The sequence below is a fragment of the Mediterranea sp. An20 genome, from assembly GCF_002160055.1.
In the GTDB taxonomy this organism is placed as follows: domain Bacteria; phylum Bacteroidota; class Bacteroidia; order Bacteroidales; family Bacteroidaceae; genus Bacteroides; species Bacteroides avicola.
Map to the genome: position 1 here is coordinate 132,644 of NZ_NFJV01000001.1, position 16,934 is coordinate 149,577.

General features: G+C 56.7%; 11 protein-coding genes and 1 tRNA gene. 6 read left to right on the top strand and 6 right to left on the bottom strand.

All coding sequences use genetic code 11. The features are described from left to right. Positions 1–91 precede the first annotated feature (91 nt). The 5 genes from B5F34_RS00570 (at position 92) to B5F34_RS00590 (ending at position 7,628) form a co-directional block, all read left to right on the top strand. Positions 92–937 (top strand): hypothetical protein, encoded by an 846-nt coding sequence (locus B5F34_RS00570; protein ID WP_087333949.1) that lies wholly within the window; start codon positions 92–94, stop codon positions 935–937. Between the two features lie 64 nt (positions 938–1,001). Next, the gene (locus tag B5F34_RS00575) at positions 1,002–2,168 is read left to right on the top strand and encodes a DUF1343 domain-containing protein (protein ID WP_087333951.1); all 1,167 of its coding nucleotides are present in this window, start codon (positions 1,002–1,004) and stop codon (positions 2,166–2,168) included. A 12-nt stretch (positions 2,169–2,180) separates the two neighbouring features. Further along, positions 2,181–3,647, top strand: a complete 1,467-nt coding sequence (locus tag B5F34_RS00580; protein ID WP_087333953.1) for a sodium:solute symporter — start codon at positions 2,181–2,183, stop codon at positions 3,645–3,647. Positions 3,648–3,837: 190 nt separating this feature from the next. Next, on the top strand, positions 3,838–6,789 hold the full coding sequence (locus B5F34_RS00585; RefSeq protein ID WP_087333955.1) for an FAD-binding and (Fe-S)-binding domain-containing protein: 2,952 nt from the start codon (positions 3,838–3,840) through the stop codon (positions 6,787–6,789). After that, positions 6,786–7,628: an ATPase gene (locus B5F34_RS00590; protein ID WP_087333957.1), complete on the top strand. Its 843-nt coding sequence runs from the start codon at positions 6,786–6,788 to the stop codon at positions 7,626–7,628. Before B5F34_RS00585 ends, B5F34_RS00590 begins: the two co-directional genes overlap by 4 nt. Before the next feature lie 90 nt (positions 7,629–7,718). Here B5F34_RS00590 and B5F34_RS00595 read toward each other — a convergent pair whose 3' ends face one another. The 6 genes from B5F34_RS00595 to B5F34_RS00620 all read right to left on the bottom strand — a co-directional run bounded on the left by B5F34_RS00595 (position 7,719) and on the right by B5F34_RS00620 (position 15,259). After that, complete coding sequence (locus tag B5F34_RS00595) at positions 7,719–8,393, bottom strand: FKBP-type peptidyl-prolyl cis-trans isomerase (RefSeq protein ID WP_087333958.1); 675 nt, start codon at positions 8,391–8,393, stop codon at positions 7,719–7,721. Between the two features lie 90 nt (positions 8,394–8,483). Beyond that, on the bottom strand, positions 8,484–10,025 hold the full coding sequence (locus B5F34_RS00600) for a glycine--tRNA ligase (protein WP_087333960.1): 1,542 nt from the start codon (positions 10,023–10,025) through the stop codon (positions 8,484–8,486). A 331-nt stretch (positions 10,026–10,356) separates the two neighbouring features. Beyond that, a tRNA-Leu gene (locus tag B5F34_RS00605) sits at positions 10,357–10,438 on the bottom strand. Between the two features lie 258 nt (positions 10,439–10,696). After that, positions 10,697–11,710 (bottom strand): S41 family peptidase, encoded by a 1,014-nt coding sequence (locus B5F34_RS00610; RefSeq protein WP_087333962.1) that lies wholly within the window; start codon positions 11,708–11,710, stop codon positions 10,697–10,699. A 16-nt stretch (positions 11,711–11,726) separates the two neighbouring features. Beyond that, on the bottom strand, positions 11,727–12,551 hold the full coding sequence (locus tag B5F34_RS00615) for a DUF3316 domain-containing protein (protein ID WP_087333964.1): 825 nt from the start codon (positions 12,549–12,551) through the stop codon (positions 11,727–11,729). Between the two features lie 11 nt (positions 12,552–12,562). After that, positions 12,563–15,259, bottom strand: a complete 2,697-nt coding sequence (locus B5F34_RS00620; RefSeq protein ID WP_087333965.1) for a DNA gyrase/topoisomerase IV subunit A — start codon at positions 15,257–15,259, stop codon at positions 12,563–12,565. A 416-nt stretch (positions 15,260–15,675) separates the two neighbouring features. On the opposite strand from B5F34_RS00620, the gene B5F34_RS00630 reads away from it, so the two are divergent. Beyond that, complete coding sequence (locus B5F34_RS00630; protein ID WP_087333969.1) at positions 15,676–16,914, top strand: anaerobic sulfatase-maturation protein; 1,239 nt, start codon at positions 15,676–15,678, stop codon at positions 16,912–16,914. Positions 16,915–16,934 lie beyond the last annotated feature (20 nt).

The window sequence follows — 16,934 nt, forward strand, 5'->3', positions numbered from 1 at the left end:
TATATGCCGCATCAAGACGTTTTCTCCCCCGAAAATTTTGGCATACAACAAAAAAACTGTATATTTGTGACAAACTCTAAAATAGTGTGCCATGAGACTAATAGCAGTAAGCAGCGCCACACAGACCGAATGGGGCTTAGTGGAAGACAACCAACTGATACAAAACGCGTTTACAGACAGTCTGAACCCTTCATACCAAACCAGGCGGGAAATCAGCCGCTGCGTACGCCTGGGCCTGCCCGAAACTTTTTTCAGGAAGAAACTGCCATGCGTACACTTTTATGGGAAAGGCTGTCTGTCGCGCGAAAAGAGAAGCATCGTAGAAGCTTCGCTCGTGGCACAATTCAGAACGCCCGTCCAAGTAGAAAGCTACTTGCTGGGAGTTGCCCGCAGCCTGTTCCAGAGTAAAGCCGGTATAGCCTGCATCCTGGACATCGACTCCGAGTCGTGCCTCTACAACGGCAGCCGCATTGTCACCAATGTGCATCCGGGAGGTTACATATTGGGCGACGAAGGCAGCGGCGCCGCATTAGGGCGTGTGTTTCTGTCGGACGTGCTGAAAGGACTGGCACCCTCGCACCTCATCAGCGACTTCTACGAGAAATTCCGTATCAATGCGGAGGGAGTGATGGAATCGGTCTACAATCATCCCTTCCCCAACCGTTTCCTGGCCACCATACCCTATTTCCTGGACGATTACATGAAAGAAGATTATGTCCTCAACCTCATCCGCGACAACCTGAGGAGCTTCTTCGTCCGCCACATCTGTCAATACGACTACCGGAACTATCCCGTCCGCTTCATAGGCACGCAGGCCTGCCACTACGCGGAATTCCTGCAAGAAACGGCCCGCGAGTTCGGCATAGAACCGGATACCATCGCAAAGACTCCGATGGAAGGGCTCGTCAATTTTCACTCGATCAACGATACCGATTAGCTGCAGGAGAAGAAAAAAGACTATCTTTGCGGCATCGAACGAAACCTCTAAAGAAGAACATATCATGAAGCATCTGCTCCTCTTATCCATCTTTCTGCTGTGCGCGACTCTGTCGGCGGGGGCACAGCAACGGGTCGTCATGGGCGACGAACAAACTTCTGACTACTTTCCACTGCTGGAAGGCAAGCGGGTGGCTATCTTCAGCAACCATACGGGCATGGTGGGCGACAAACACCTGCTCGACGTGCTGCTGGAAAACGGCTTCAACGTAACGGCTATCTTCTCGCCCGAACACGGATTCCGGGGCAAAGCCGGGGCAGGCGAACACGTGGCCAGCACGGTGGACGAAAAGACGGGAGTGCCTATCCTGTCGCTCTACGACGGCAAAGTAGGAAAGCCCTCTGCCACTTCCATGAACAAGTTCGACCTGCTGGTGGTGGACATACAGGACGTGGGACTGCGCTACTACACCTACTACGCCTCGATGTGCCGACTGATGGACGCCTGTGCCGAGCACGGCAAACAGATGCTGATATTGGACCGCCCCAACCCCAACGGCCATTACGTGGACGGTCCTATTCTGGACATGAAATACAAGTCGGCCGTAGGCTGGTTGCCCATTCCTACCGTGCACGGCATGACACTGGGCGAACTGGCGCTGATGGTCAACGGTGAAGGCTGGCTACCTAAAGGGCGGAAGTGCGATGTCACCGTTATCCCTTGCCGGAACTACACCCACCGCACGCTGTACCGGCTGCCTGTCCCGCCCTCGCCCAACCTGCCCAACATGAAGGCGGTCTACTTATACCCTTCCCTGTGTTACTTCGAGGCGACGCCTGTCAGCTTAGGACGGGGCACGGAGCTGCCTTTCCAAGTGTACGGACATCCCTCCATGAAAGGCTGTGACTTCAGTTTCACGCCGCGCAGTGTGCCTGCCGCCAAGAATCCGCCGTTGCGTGACAAGCTGTGCCACGGCGTGAACCTCAGCAACCGGAGTGATGAAGAAATACTGCGCAAAGGCATCGACCTGAGCTACCTTATCGACGCATACCAACGACTGAACATGGGCGACAAGTTCTTCACACCGTTCTTCGAGAAGCTGATGGGAGTGGACTACGTGCGCAAGATGATAGAAGAAGGCAAGAGCGCTGACGAAATCAAAGCGACGTGGCAGGATGACGTGGAACGCTTCAAGGCCCAACGGAAACCTTACCTGCTCTACAGCGAATAAACCCGAACAGCCATGAACACCGCCTGGATTGTACTGGCCACCATAGCAGGCTACTTCGCCCTGCTGCTGCTCATCTCGTGGGTCACGGGCCGACGGGCAGACAATGCAGCCTTCTTCACCGGCAACCGCCGCTCGTCGTGGTTCCTGGTGACGGTGGCCATGATAGGCGCCAGCATATCGGGCGTCACGTTCATCTCGGTGCCTGGCGCGGTGCTGGCCGGCGGATATTCGTACATGCAAATGGTGCTGGGGTTCTTCGTCGGCTCGGTACTGGTGGCGCTGGTACTGATACCGATGTTCTACAGGATGAACTTAGTGAGCATCTACGGCTACTTAGAGGAGCGCTTCGGGCTGGCGGCCTACCGCACGGGGGCGTGGTTCTTCTTCGTGTCGAAGATGCTGGGGGCTTCGGTGCGTTTCTTCGTGGTATGTGTGGTGCTCCAGGCCCTGGTATTCGACCCGCTGCAGGTGCCTTTCACGGTGAACGTGGTGCTGACGGTGGCGCTCATCTGGCTCTATTCGTTCCGGGGCGGAGTGAAGTCGCTCATCTGGACCGACTCGCTCAAGACGCTCTGCTTAGTGTTGTCGGTGGGTTGCTGCATCGTGTTCATAGCCCGCAGCTTAGGGTTAGAGGCATCGGAACTGCCTGCTGCCGTGGCGGGGCATCCTACCAGCCGGATGTTCTTCTTCGACAATCCCGACGACGGGCGTTACTTCTGGAAGCAGTTCGTGGCGGGTATCTTCATGGTCATTGCCACCACGGGACTGGACCAGGACCTGATGCAACGCACGCTGAGCTGCCGTAACTTCCGCGAATCGCAGAAGAACATGATTCTGAGCGCATTCATACAGATATTCGTCATCGGCCTGTTCTTAGTGCTGGGCACCCTGCTCTACTTGTATGCCGACGCCCGCATCCCGCAGGCAGAACAGGTGACGGGCGACGCCCTCTTCGGACTGGTGGCGTGGAGCGCAGACTTCCCGCTGTTTGTCGGCATCGTGTTCATCATCGGACTGATAGCCGCCGCCTATTCCGCCGCAGGCTCGGCGCTGACGGCCCTTACCACCTCGTTCACCCTCGACATCCTGCGTGCCCACGAGAAGCAAGCCGACCGGGACCTGGCGCTGACACGCAAGTTGGTACACGCCGTCATGTCGCTGCTGATGGTCATCGTGATAGTCATCTTCTACGAACTGAATAACGACAGTGCCATCAACGCCGTCTACAGCCTGGCGGCCTACACCTACGGTCCCATCCTGGGCATGTTCATCTTCGGACTGGCCTGCCGCAAACGGGTGCGCGACCGCTGGGTGCCGTTGGTGGCGGTGCTTTCGCCCCTCGTCTGCTACGTGCTGCAAAGCCACAGCGAAGCGTGGTTCGGCGGCTACCAAATCAGTTTCGAACTGCTGCTTATCAACGCCCTCGTCACAGTGTGCGGCCTCTGCCTGCTCATCCGCAAGGATAAAAAGACGGGCTAATACGCATCACCCGTATTTCTCTATTTAAAAGACTGTTACTCTTTTCCAGACATTCCTCCTGCTGCTTATACCCCGGAAGCCGCCTGCCGAAGGCTTGGCACCGCGCTTCTTATACCTTGAAGAAATGCCCGCCATTCGTTTGCCGACCGAATGAAAAAGTGTACCTTTACACCCGTATAACATACACTCAATGGAAAAGAACCGATACACAGATTTCCTGCACGACGCCTTAGCGTTCATTCCGCAGGAACGCATCTATACCGACGAACTGCGCCGCTTAGCTTGGGGCACGGACGCCGGATTCTACCGCCTCATCCCGCAGATTGTCATCCGCTCGAAGGATGAAGACGAAGTGTCACAACTCCTCTGCCTGGCCACCCGCCACCGGTTGCCCGTCACCTTCCGTGCCGCCGGCACCAGCCTCTCCGGACAGGCCATCAGCAACTCCATCCTCATCGTGGCAGGCAAGCACTGGGAGCAATACTCCATCAGCCCCGACCACGAGCAGATTACCCTGCAGCCCGGCATCATCGGGCAGCGCGTCAACGAACTGCTCGCCCCCTACGGACGCAAGTTCGCGCCCGACCCCGCCTCGGTAAAGAGCGCCATGGTGGGCGGTATCGTGATGAACAACGCCTCCGGCATGAACTGTGGAACCCACGCCAACAGCGACCGCATGCTAACCTCCGTGCGCATCGTGCTGGCCGACGGAACGGTGCTCGACACGGGCGACAGCGTGAGCCGTGCTTCTTTCGAAGTGACGCACCGCGAATTCCTGCAACGCCTCTGTGCCCTGCGCGATGACATCCGCGCCGACGAACAGCTGACGGAACGCATCCGCTACAAATACTCCATCAAGAACGTGACGGGGCTGAACCTGCTGCCTTTCGTCCGCTTCGACGACCCGTTCGACATCATCGCCCATCTCATGGTGGGCAGCGAAGGTACGCTGGCCTTCCTCTCGCAGGTGACCATGAAAACGGAATACGACTACCCCTGCAAGGCCAGCGCGATGCTCTACTTCACTTCCATCCAAGAAGCCAGCCGCGCCGTGGTGGCCATGAAGCCGCTGAAGAATGCCGCCGGCGAATGGCTGGTGAAGGGTGCAGAGATGCTGGACTACAAAAGCCTCTCGTCGGTGGACGATGCCCACTACCTAACATACAAACAAGAAGTAGACGACCCGTCCGGGCTGACCGCCGTGCTGGCTGAGACAAAGGCACGTACCCCTGAGGAATTGCAGCAGAACATTGCCGCCATCACCCGTTGCTTAGAGAAATTCCACACCTACATACCCATACGTTTCACCGACGACCCTGCCGAATACGGCAAGTACTGGGCCATCCGCTCGGGCATCTTCCCTGCGGTGGGGGGCACACGGCGACCCGGCACGACCTGCCTCATCGAAGACGTAGCCTTCCACATCGACCGGCTGCCCGAAGCCACCGCCGACCTCCAGCAGCTCATCGCCCGGCATGGCTACGACGATGCCTGCATCTACGGACACGCACTGGAGGGTAACTATCACTTCATCATCAACCAGAGTTTCTCTACCGAAGCCGAGGTGAAGCGCTATGCCGACCTGATGGAGGATGTCAAGGCACTGGTAGTAGACAAATACGACGGCTCGCTGAAGGCCGAACACGGCACGGGCCGGAACATGGCGCCCTTCGTGCGTTACGAATGGGGCGACCGCGCCTACGAGTGCATGAAAGAGGTGAAACGGCTCTTCGACCCGGATGGCATTCTCAACCCGGGAGTCATCTTCAACGATGACCCGCAGTGTCATCTGAAACATTTCAAGCCGCTGCCGCTAATCTTTGGAAATGAAGAACAAAGAATGAAGAATGAAGCATCGGGAAGTAGCTTCCCTGCTTCATTAAAACGTGTAGACAAGTGCATCGAATGCGGCTTCTGCGAGGTAAACTGTGTATCGTGCGGTTTCACCCTCTCGTCGCGCCAGCGTATCGTCATTCAGCGCGAAATAGCCCGACTGCGCCAAAGCGGAGAAGACCCCGAACGACTGGCGCTGCTGACCCGGCAATATTACTATCCCGGCAACCAGACCTGTGCAGGCGACGGGCTCTGTGCCATGTCCTGCCCCATGGGTATCAACACGGGCGACCTGACGCACTTCGTCCGACAGCAACTACTGCCGTCTTCCAGCAGCGGATACAAGGTGGGCGACTATGCGGCACGTCACCTCTCTGGCATCGAAAACGCCCTGCGCCCCGTGCTGACTCTGGCAGATACGGCCCATGCCGTGCTGGGAACCGACACCATGAGCAAGCTGACACGCGCCCTGCACCACCTGGCGGGCATCCCGCAATGGACACCCGCCATGCCAAAAGCGTTTAAGATTAGCATGAACAATGCCGAAGACACAACTCTTCATGCTTCAGTAAGAAAAGTGGTCTACTTCCCCAGCTGCATCAACCAGACGATGGGTCTGCCCCGCAAATCGCCCGTAGAACAGCCGCTGGTCAATAAGATGATGCAACTGTTGCATAAGGCAGGATTCGAAGTCATCTTCCCCGAAAGCATGGACAAACTGTGTTGTGGCACCATCTGGGAAAGCAAAGGCATGCCGGACATAGCCGACCGCAAAAGTGCCGAACTGGAAGCCGCTCTCTGGAAAGCCAGCGAAGAAGGAAAATATCCCGTGCTGTGCGACCAGAGTCCTTGCCTGCACCGCATGCGCCAGACCATCCGCCGGATGAAGCTCTACGAACCGGTGGAGTTTATCTACACTTACTTGCGCCCGCACCTCCGGTTCGTACCTACCGACCGCCCCGTGGCTGTACACATCACCTGCTCCATGCGCGAAATGGGCCTGGCAGACATGCTGGTGCAGCTTGCCAAGCTCTGCACCACAGGGCGGGTGCTGGTGCCGGAAGAAGTGGGCTGCTGTGCCTTTGCCGGCGACCGCGGCTTCACGCACCCCGAACTGAACGCCTACGCCCTGCGCAAACTGCGCCCGCAGATTGAGGCTGCCAACATACAGATAGGCTACAGCAACAGCCGCACGTGCGAGATAGGGCTGACTACCAACTCCGGCATTCCCTACGTGTCCATCGCTTATCTGGTGGATGAGTGTACAAAAAGCCTGAACAGTCAAACGCAAACGGAATACAGCCGATGAAGATACTGATAGCCGACAGCGGCTCCACCAAGACCGACTGGGTTCTGGCCGAAGACGGAAAACTGCTCCGACGGATAAGGACGAAAGGCATCAACCCGGTGTTCCAGGCAGAAGAAGAGATAGCCAGGGAGGCAGAAGTGGTGGCACAGGCACTGGAAAAAGCTCTGCCGGAAACAGTCTGCTTCTATGGAGCGGGGTGCATCCCCACCCACATCGACACGGTAAAGCATGCCCTGACGCATGCCCTGCCCGGCACAGACCGCATAGAGGTACATACCGACATGCTCGGTGCCGCCCGCGGACTGTGCGGACATCACCCCGGCATAGCCTGCATCTTGGGCACCGGCTCCAATTCCTGCCTCTACGACGGACAACAGATAGTGGCCAACGTCTCGCCCTTAGGCTTTATCCTGGGCGATGAAGGCAGCGGTGCCGTGCTGGGCAAATTGCTGGTAGGCAGCCTGCTGAAGAACCAAATGACGCCTGCACTGAAAGAAGCATTCCTGGCCGAAACCGGACTGACGCCTGCCGAAATCATCGAACGGGTTTATCGCAAGCCTTTCCCCAACCGCTTCTTGGCGAGCTTGTCGCCATTCATCGCGCAGAACCTGCAAGAGCCGTGCATACGGCGGTTGGTGCTGGACAGCTTCCGCGACTTCTTCCGCCGCAACGCCATGCAGTATGAAGACTACAACCGCTACCCCATCCACTGCACCGGCTCCATCGCTTTCCACTACCGGGAGTTGCTGGAAGAAGCCGCCGCCGGTTTGGGGCTACACCTGGGAACCGTGGTGCCAAGTCCCCTGGAAGGACTGATAGCCTACCACTGCCCGCAATGATACCAAAGCAGGCGGGACGAACGCCTGATGAACAGCATTCGTCCCGCCTGTATAAAAGGTTTCTCCGAAACGTCTTTTCCTTCTATTCCATTACTCCACAATATCGCCGATAACGAAATCGAACGTCAACGCAGAGTAAGCGGGTATGGTGGCCGAAGAGCCCAGAGGAGTATAATCGCTCTCACCGTAGCCCACATTATTGTAATAAGGCACGTAGATAATCCAGCGTTCACCCGTGCGCGCCATCTGCAACACCCATTTGACACCGCCTATCATACTACCCGGCGAAAACGTGGCAGGTTCGTCGAAATCCGTGGGCCACTTCATTTGCTCCACATCCAGAGGAATCTGCTGGTCCAGTGCGCCGTAACCGTCAAAGTTCCCGTCAAACTCCTCACCGTTGATGTAGGTGCCGCGATAGTACATGTTCACTTCGTCCGTATAGAGCAGCCGCGTCCCTTCGGGGTTATCCACCAGCTTTTTTGCATAGGCATAACGGTAGGGGTTCACGTTGGTGCCGCCGTCCTGCACCTGCACGGCATACAATTCGCCCACGTTCATGGCCGGCACCTCGGTGGAGACGCGCGTGTCGGGATGGGTCCACACTAAGTAGTTTTCGCCCGCGATGGCACGCAGCGAGTCGATGAAAGCATCGTTGCGCTCGCGCCAGTTGTCGTAGGCAGTGGGTTCTTCGGTCTCCTCACAAGCCACGAAAGCCAGCAGGAGCAGACTGAAGAGAGGAAAAAGAAGGAAAGATTTTCTCATATTCTACAAGTGCTCCTTCCCCCTCCCTCCCCGAAGGGAAGGAGCCGGGAAGGCAGTTGTTTAATTATACATTCAGATACATGATATACTTTAGAGTGTCTTCAGCAGCGACGTGATGCTCACGCGGTCGGCAATGATGTGGTCCAGTTCGCTGATGGGCACCCGCTCCTGCTGCATGGTGTCGCGGTTGCGCAGCGTCACGCAGTTGTCTTGCAGCGTCTCGTGATCCACGGTGACGCAGTAGGGCGTGCCGATGGCATCCTGGCGGCGGTAGCGTTTGCCGATGCTGTCTTTCTCGTCGTACTGGCAGTGGAAGTGGAATTTGAGCGCGTCGATAATCTCGCGTGCCTTTTCGGGCAGGCCATCCTTCTTGACCAGCGGCAGCACTGCCAGCTTGACGGGTGCCAGGGCAGCGGGCAACTTCAAGACCACACGCGTCTCGCCGTTCTCCAACTTCTCCTCGCAGTAAGCGGCAGACATCACGCTGAGGAACATACGGTCGACGCCGATACTGGTCTCAATGACGTAGGGCGTGTAGCTCTCATTGGTCTCGGGATCAAAGTATTTGATATTCTTGCCAGAGAACTTCTCGTGCTGCGAAAGGTCGAAATCGGTGCGGCTGTGTATGCCTTCCACCTCCTTGAAGCCGAAGGGCATGAGGAATTCGATGTCGGTAGCAGCGTTGGCATAGTGCGCCAGCTTCTCGTGGTCGTGGAAGCGGTAGTGGTCGTCGCCGAAGCCCAGGGCCTTGTGCCACTTCAGGCGCGTCTCCTTCCACTTCTTGAACCACTCCAGTTCGGTGCCCGGCTTCACGAAGAACTGCATCTCCATCTGTTCGAACTCGCGCATGCGGAAGATGAACTGGCGTGCCACAATCTCGTTGCGGAATGCCTTGCCTATCTGTGCGATGCCGAAAGGAATCTTCATGCGGCCCGTCTTCTGCACGTTGAGGTAGTTGACAAAGATGCCCTGTGCAGTCTCCGGACGAAGGTAGACCTTCATCGCGCCATCGGCGGTAGAGCCCATTTCGGTAGAAAACATCAGGTTGAACTGGCGCACTTCAGTCCAGTTCTTCGTGCCGCTGATGGGGCAGACAATTTCTTCGTCGAGGATAATCTGGCGCAGTTCGTTCAGGTCCGGTCCGGCATTCATGGCCTTCGTGTAACGTTCGTGCAAGGCGTCGCGTTTCTGCTGGTGCTCCAGCACGCGGGCATTGGTCGAGCGGAACTGAGCCTCGTCGAAGGCATCGCCGTATTTCTTGGCTGCCTTGGCCACTTCTTTGTTGATTTTGTCATCATACTTGGCTATCTGGTCCTCGATGAGCACATCGGCGCGGTAGCGTTTCTTCGAGTCGCGGTTGTCGATGAGGGGGTCGTTAAACGCATCCACGTGTCCGCTTGCCTTCCAGATAGTGGGGTGCATGAAGATGGCGGAGTCGATGCCGACGATGTTCTCGTGCAGCAGCACCATGCTCTGCCACCAGTATTGTTTGATGTTATTCTTCAGTTCCACGCCGTTCTGACCGTAGTCGTACACCGCGCCCAGTCCGTCGTAAATCTCGCTGCTGGGGAAGACGAAGCCGTATTCCTTGCAGTGCGAGACGAGTTTCTTAAGAACGTCTTCTTGTGCCATTTTCCGTTATCTATGAATTAGGATTATATTTCTTTCTTCTACCCAAGAGCCTGTCCGGATTTTCCTTTCAGAGCGGCTTACCCTGCCGCACAACGGAAAGCCGTCTTCGGGAACAGTTCTCCCCCTCCTGCCGGGCAGCATTCAAACAAGCTCTCAAAAAGCGCCACAAAGATAGGGATTTATCGTGGAAACCTCTCTGTAAACTCCCTTAATTTTCACGAAAAGCCGCAGAAAGCCTTCCGAAACGGCATAAAAAAGCTCCCATGCTCACGCACAGGAGCCCCATGAAACACGTTAAAAAAAATAATTGAAAAACATGTGAAAAACAGTGTGCGGATGATAGGACTCGAACCTACACGCCTCGCGGCACCAGATCCTAAGTCTGGCGCGGCTACCAATTACGCCACACCCGCATATTTGATTTTATTGGTAATGTCTTTTGATTGGGCAAAGATACATTTTTTTTCTCTTTCAACCAACTATCTGCAACAGAAAGTGCAAATGATTTCTATAAATTTTGCTTTAGGAAGCAGCAAACATCGTCCTATCACACACATTTTCAACATGTTACTTCTTATCTATAGGAAGCATGCTCCCAAGCGGTAAGGAGTGCGCTCCGCATAGCGTGGCAGGTTGCTCCAAACCGCTTCCGACAGGCGGGAGAGCGTGTGTCAAGGCTGGTTCAGCAAGGCGCGGGCGGCTTCGATGAGGGTATCCCGCCCCTGGTCTTCGTCCTCGTCGGTCATGTCGAGCTTGACATCGGGGTCGATGCCGAACTCGATGTGCTGCTTCTGCGCGTCCAGCATGGGACTGGCAGAGAAGCGCACCGCCCAGCCGTTGGGCAGTTCGGAGGAGAAAGGCAAGCCGGAACCGCCGCCGGTCTTGTCGCCCAGCAGGGTGACTTGCGGGAAGCAGTTCATGGAATTGACGAAATCGTTGGTGGCGCTGTACGCATGGCGGTTGGTCAGCACAACGACGGGTTTCTGCCAGCGCACGCCGTCGGATGGATCGAGGTAGACGGGTTCGGGGTCGGAAAAGTCGGAGTGCCCGGGTCCGGTCTTGTGCTGGATGTATCCCGTCAGCACGCGCTCGTTGGTGAAGCGGGCGGCAAGCTTCGAAGCGGTGGTCAGGTTGCCGCCTCCGTTGTTGCGCACGTCGATGATGAGTCCGTTGCACACGGAGAGATAGAGCAGCATCTCGTCCAGGTTGCCATCGCCGATGCCGGAAGAGAAGTCGCCGTAGTACACGTATCCGATGTTGTCTTTCAGGATAGTATATTCCGCCCCGCCGCCGATGCGGTAGTCACTGCCCAAATACTGCTCCACCAGCGCCTCGTCGAAGTTGCGCGGGTAGTCCAGGTACCAGTTCCAGTAGCGTGCCGTGTTCCAGGCGGAGTAAAGGTTGACGTGTCCGTCCTTCAGTTCGGCAAGCATGTTGCCCAGCACCTCAAAGAGCGCCTCATCGCCCATGTTGTCCGTAACCTGCGGACTGTAGACGCTGTAGATAGAATCCCAGTCTATCTGCTTGTAGTCCAAGAAGCAGTAGTGCTCGTCGATGAGCTTCCAGAGAGCCTCGAAATTGCCCCTGGGACTGTTGTCGTACTCGTCTTCTCGAATGCAGCCGCCCAGCACGAAAGGCAGCGCACACATTATAATAATAGACAGCGGAGAAAGGAAACGTTTCATTTTTTCGTCCTGTTTTTTATCGGTTAGGAAGGAGAGAGAATTGCTTGACGAAGCCCACCATGAAGATGTGCGAATAGGCATGCGTATCAATGTGGTTCAGGCTCGACTGCTGGGCATCCCACAGGTAGGTAAAGCGCATCTTGAGCCGTCCGGCAGGAAAGTCGAGCGACAGCCGGTGGCGCCACGACGGGCGGTTGTGCAGCGAGGTGAAGCGCACCACGCCTCCGGCATTGCCCAGCGAGAAGATTTCGTAGTACGACTGCCCGTAGTGGGGTGAGAACATCACTCCGGCCAGGGGAACGTCGAGCTGGTAGCGCAAAGTGAAAGGCACGCGCCGCACGCGGAAGTCCCACACGGCAGCCACCGAAGCATCCAGCGCCACGGAAGCACGTGCCGAGGCGGGATTGTTGCCGTTGCGCAGGTTCCACACAAAGCCACCCGCCGCATCCACCAGTCCGCCCGCCAGCAGCCGCAGATTGCCCGCCTGGCAGAGGCGGTAATGCAGCCCGTAGTTCCAATTCAGGAGAGCCGCCACCGTATTGTTGTTGTCCACCCGGTTGTGCGTATAATTGGCATAGCCTTGAAAGAATACCTGGCGCATCAGTTTACCGTCCGCCCACCGGGTCTTACGCAGACTCTCGCGCGACAAGCGGAACTCCACGCCGCGGTATTCTTGGGGCGAAAGGTAAGTATCATACATATTGGCAAAGCCCACACCATACATCGTAGCCCGCTGGATGGGGCGGTCAGGCACGGAGTCGGCCGTTTCGCCTCCGGGTGCGGCAGCAGCCCGCATCGCCGGCAGGAGCAGTAACAAGAAGAGTAAAGCAGTTCGTCTCATCGGCAGTAGGGTCAGAAAAGTTTCATTTGTCCGGTCAGCTCGTCCAGAATATCCCCGGGCGACTTATCTTTATCGGGGTCGAGGTTTTCCGGTTCCTCCCCTTCATCGTCGGCTTCAGGGGCGGGCAGGGTTCCTGGTTCGGGAGAGCGTGTCGGCTCCAGCTCGTTCACCGTGTCGAGGGTGTAGGTAGTCAGGCGTTTGCCCTTGGCCTTAAAGCCTTTGACGGCAATGAACTCGTCGGCCTCTACAACCATAGGATCACGGAAAGCATCGTGTCCGCCAAACACCACCTCAAGGCGCGGATAGGGTTCGTCGGTCAGCAAGATAAGGCGGTTCTTGCGGTTCTCGCCCAAGTAGTTCTGCTTTCGGGCGGTTGCCTCTAAGCAGAAACGCTTGATGTAGGGATAGTTTTGCTGGTCGGCATCGTAGAGTACGGCGGTCCATACCTTGTGCGGGTCGAACTTCTCGAGCAGGCGGATGTCCGGCTCATAATGGTTGGCAGGGTCGAAGTTGGTGGTATAGAAATCGCCGCTCTCCAGGATAACGAGGATACGGTCGTCCGTCTGGAACTCGCCCACGTATTCGCCGCGTCCGTCGTAGTTCAGGCGCAGCACGTCGCGGTCGAACCACACCTTGCGTCCGCCCAAGGTAGAAGCCCCTCGCTGTTTCAGCACAATCTTGTGTACGGGCAGGCGAGTCAGTATGTTGCCAATGGCTTGGCGGCCCTTGATTGTGAGCTGACTGAAATCTTCCTCAAACACAATCTTGCGGACGCGGGGGTTTGGCTTGAGGGTGACTTTAATGACTTCGGCTTCTCCGTTGGGGTTGGCACTGAAGTAGAGGATGCGTGAATCGGGCTTGCCCTGGGTAACGTCGTACTCGCGGTCGCGCACCACACCGGTCACGGCAAAGCGCTTCATGTAGCACGTACCGTCCTTGCCGTCGCGGTAGGCCACGTTGTAGATGGTACGTCTGTCGTTCTTCTTGAAGACGTTGATGTAGAGGATGTTCTTGCCTACGAACTTCTTATCGGCCACGGGGGTGATGAGGTACTTGCCGTCGCGGTAGAAGATGATGACATCGTCGATAGGCGAACAGTTGGCCACAAACTCGTCTTTCTTCAATCCCGTACCGATGAAGCCCTCCTCGCGGTTGATGTAAAGCTTCTCGTTGGCCTCGATGACCTTGGTAGCCTCGATGACGTCGAAACTGCGCAGTTCGGTACGGCGGGGGAAGTTCTTGCCATACTTCTCGCGGAGCATCCGGAACCAGTCGACGGTGTATTCGGTCAGGCTGGCCAGGTGACGGTCGGTTTCGGCGATGTCGGCCTTCATGCGGGCAATTTGCTCCTCAGCCTTGTCGCTGTTGAACTTAAGGATGCGTGCCATCTTTATCTCCATCAGGCGCAGGATGTCGTCCTTGGTCACCTCGCGGACAAAGGTTGGATAGTAAGGCGTCAGCCTCAGGTCGATGTGTTCGCAGGCGGCATCCATCGACTTGGCCTGCTCGAACTCGGCATCCTTGTAGATGCGTTCTTCGATGAATATCTTTTCGAGCGAAGCGAAGTGGAGAGCTTCCATCACTTCGGCGCGGTGAATCTCCAGTTCGCGCTGCAACAGGTGCTTCGTGTTGTCCACCGACTTGCGCAAGACGTCGCTCACGGTAAGGAAATGCGGCTTCTGGTTGTCGATGACACAGCAGTTGGGCGAAATGTTCACCTCACAGTCGGTAAAGGCATAGAGAGCATCGATGGTCTTGTCGGACGAGACGCCGGGTGCCAGGTGGACCAGAATCTCGACGTTGCCCGAAGTAAGGTCTTCCACCTTGCGAATCTTGATTTTACCCTTCTCGCTGGCCTTGACGATGGAGTCGCACACACCCGCCACGGTCTTTCCGTAGGGAATCTCGCGGATGGCCAGCGTCTTGTTGTCCACCTTTTCTATCTTGGAACGGACGCGCACGGAGCCGCCGCGTTCACCGTCGTTGTACTTAGACACGTCGATGCTGCCGCCCGTCTGGAAGTCGGGATAGAGGGCAAAAGGTTCGCCGTGCAGGTAATGGATGGCAGCCTCGCACAGTTCGTTGAAGTTGTGCGGCAGAATCTTCGAAGAGAGGCCGACGGCAATGCCCTCCACGCCCTGTGCCAGGAGCAGAGGGAACTTGACGGGCAGGGTGACAGGTTCGCGGTTGCGGCCGTCGTACGACTGTTTCCACTCGGTAGTCTTGGGATTGAACACCACGTCGAGCGCGAATTTCGTCAGTCGCGCCTCGATGTAACGGGCGGCGGCGGCATCGTCGCCGGTCAGGATATTGCCCCAGTTGCCCTGGCAGTCGATGAGCAGGTCTTTCTGCCCTAACTGCACCAGTGCGTCCTTGATGGAGGCGTCGCCGTGGGGATGGAATTTCATGGCTTCGCCCACGATGTTGGCCACCTTGTTGTATCGTCCGTCCTCCATACGGCGCATGGTATGCAGGATGCGTCGCTGCACGGGCTTCAGTCCGTCCATGATATGGGGCACGGCGCGCTCCAGGATGACGTACGACGCATAGTCCAGAAACCAGTTCTGGTACATGCCGTTCAGGCGATGGCGCACTTCGCCGTCGCCAATGTCTGCCGGTTTATAGTCTGTATGTTCCACGCTCCCGCCGTTGTCACCGGGTTGCGTCAGGTCTAAATCGTCTTTAGGTTCTTCGAAGTCTTCGCTCATATCTGTAGTCTGGGGATTCTGTAAAACGGCTGCTGCAGGGGAGTCCCGACAAGGCCGCAGGCAAAAATACAAAATTCTGACGAGACACGAAAAGGATTCGGGAAGATTGTTGCGGAAAACAGGCGGCAAGCTTCACAAGACAACGGCCGGAAACGGCTTATATATGGGAGCGCCCAAGCAAAAGGCTTCGGAGCGGGAAGCAAAGAGCTTCGGAGCAGGAAGCAAAGGGCTTTGCAACAAACAGCCCATACAGAGGGAGCACCGCGAAGACGGCGAAAGAAACGCAGAAGTTACACCAGACACGACAACTCATTAGGTTTCAGACGCTTGTCACTTATCTATTCAAATGGAGACACTCCCCATACATGGATATTCGGCAAAATCTCTTATCTTTGTCCTCCAAACAGATAAGAAATATGACCACACAGACTTTCGCCCCTTTCGCCCGCCCGCTCTACGTCATGCTGAAGCCCGCAGGCGCGCTCTGCAACTTAGCTTGCGAGTATTGTTATTATCTGGAAAAAAGCAAGCTTTACCACGACAACCCCAAGCACGTGATGAGCGATGAACTGCTGGAAAAATTCATCCGCGAGTACATCGAAGCGCAGACCATGCCGTCGGTGCTCTTCACCTGGCACGGGGGAGAGACGCTGATGCGCCCCCTGGCATTCTACCAGAAGGCTATGGAACTGCAACGCAAGTATGCCCGCGGACGCACCGTCGACAACTGCATACAGACCAACGGCACGCTGCTGACCGATGAGTGGTGCCGCTTCTTCAAGGAAAACAACTGGCTGGTAGGCATCTCAATAGACGGCCCGCAGGAATTTCACGACGAGTACCGTAAGAACAAACAGGGACGCCCCTCGTTTGTCAAGGTGATGCGCGGCATCGAACTGCTGAACAAGCATGGGGTGGAGTGGAACGCCATGGCGGTAGTGAACGACTTCAATGCCGACTATCCGCTGGAGTTCTATCGCTTCTTCAAGAGCATCGGCTGCCGCTACCTGCAGTTTGCTCCCATCGTGGAACGCATCTTGCCTCACGCCGACGGACGCCACTTGGCGGCTGTCGATGAGACGGACGGGGCGCAGACGCAACTGGCCGACTTCTCCATTACGCCCGAACAGTGGGGCTCGTTTCTCTGCACCCTGTTCGACGAATGGGTGAAACAAGACGTGGGAAAAATCTTCGTCCAGCTGTTCGACTCCACGCTTGCCAACTGGGTGGGCGAACAGCCGGGCATCTGCACCCTCGCCAAGACGTGCGGACATGCCGGCGTGATGGAGTTCAACGGCGATGTCTACTCGTGCGACCACTTTGTCTTTCCGCAATACAAATTAGGAAACATCTACTCGAAAACGCTGGTAGAGATGATGTACAGCCAACGGCAACTGGATTTCGGCCAAGCCAAACAGTCGGCCCTGCCCCGCCAATGCCGCGAATGCAATTACCTCTTTGCCTGCAACGGCGAATGCCCCAAGAACCGCTTTGTCCGTACGGCCGACGGCGAACCGGGGCTGAACTACCTGTGTGCCGGCTACCACCGCTTCTTCACCCACGTGGCGCCCTACATGGACTACATGAAACGCGAACTGCTGGCCGAACGTGCACCCGCCAACGTGATGGACGCCATCCGCCGCGGGGAGTTGTAGCTCCCCGCCTCGACGGCCGG

Excerpts from the sequence above, each read along its gene's own strand:
- B5F34_RS00585 (WP_087333955.1), top strand. The coding sequence starts at position 3,838 with ATGGAAAAGAACCGATACACAGATTTCCTGCACGACGCCTTAGCGTTC.
- B5F34_RS00570 (WP_087333949.1), top strand. The coding sequence starts at position 92 with ATGAGACTAATAGCAGTAAGCAGCGCCACACAGACCGAATGGGGCTTA.
- B5F34_RS00575 (WP_087333951.1), top strand. The coding sequence starts at position 1,002 with ATGAAGCATCTGCTCCTCTTATCCATCTTTCTGCTGTGCGCGACTCTG.
- B5F34_RS00580 (WP_087333953.1), top strand. The coding sequence starts at position 2,181 with ATGAACACCGCCTGGATTGTACTGGCCACCATAGCAGGCTACTTCGCC.
- B5F34_RS00610 (WP_087333962.1), bottom strand. The coding sequence starts at position 11,710 with ATGAAACGTTTCCTTTCTCCGCTGTCTATTATTATAATGTGTGCGCTG.
- B5F34_RS00615 (WP_087333964.1), bottom strand. The coding sequence starts at position 12,551 with ATGAGACGAACTGCTTTACTCTTCTTGTTACTGCTCCTGCCGGCGATG.
- B5F34_RS00620 (WP_087333965.1), bottom strand. The coding sequence starts at position 15,259 with ATGAGCGAAGACTTCGAAGAACCTAAAGACGATTTAGACCTGACGCAA.
- B5F34_RS00595 (WP_087333958.1), bottom strand. The coding sequence starts at position 8,393 with ATGAGAAAATCTTTCCTTCTTTTTCCTCTCTTCAGTCTGCTCCTGCTG.
- B5F34_RS00600 (WP_087333960.1), bottom strand. The coding sequence starts at position 10,025 with ATGGCACAAGAAGACGTTCTTAAGAAACTCGTCTCGCACTGCAAGGAA.
- B5F34_RS00630 (WP_087333969.1), top strand. The coding sequence starts at position 15,676 with ATGACCACACAGACTTTCGCCCCTTTCGCCCGCCCGCTCTACGTCATG.
- B5F34_RS00590 (WP_087333957.1), top strand. The coding sequence starts at position 6,786 with ATGAAGATACTGATAGCCGACAGCGGCTCCACCAAGACCGACTGGGTT.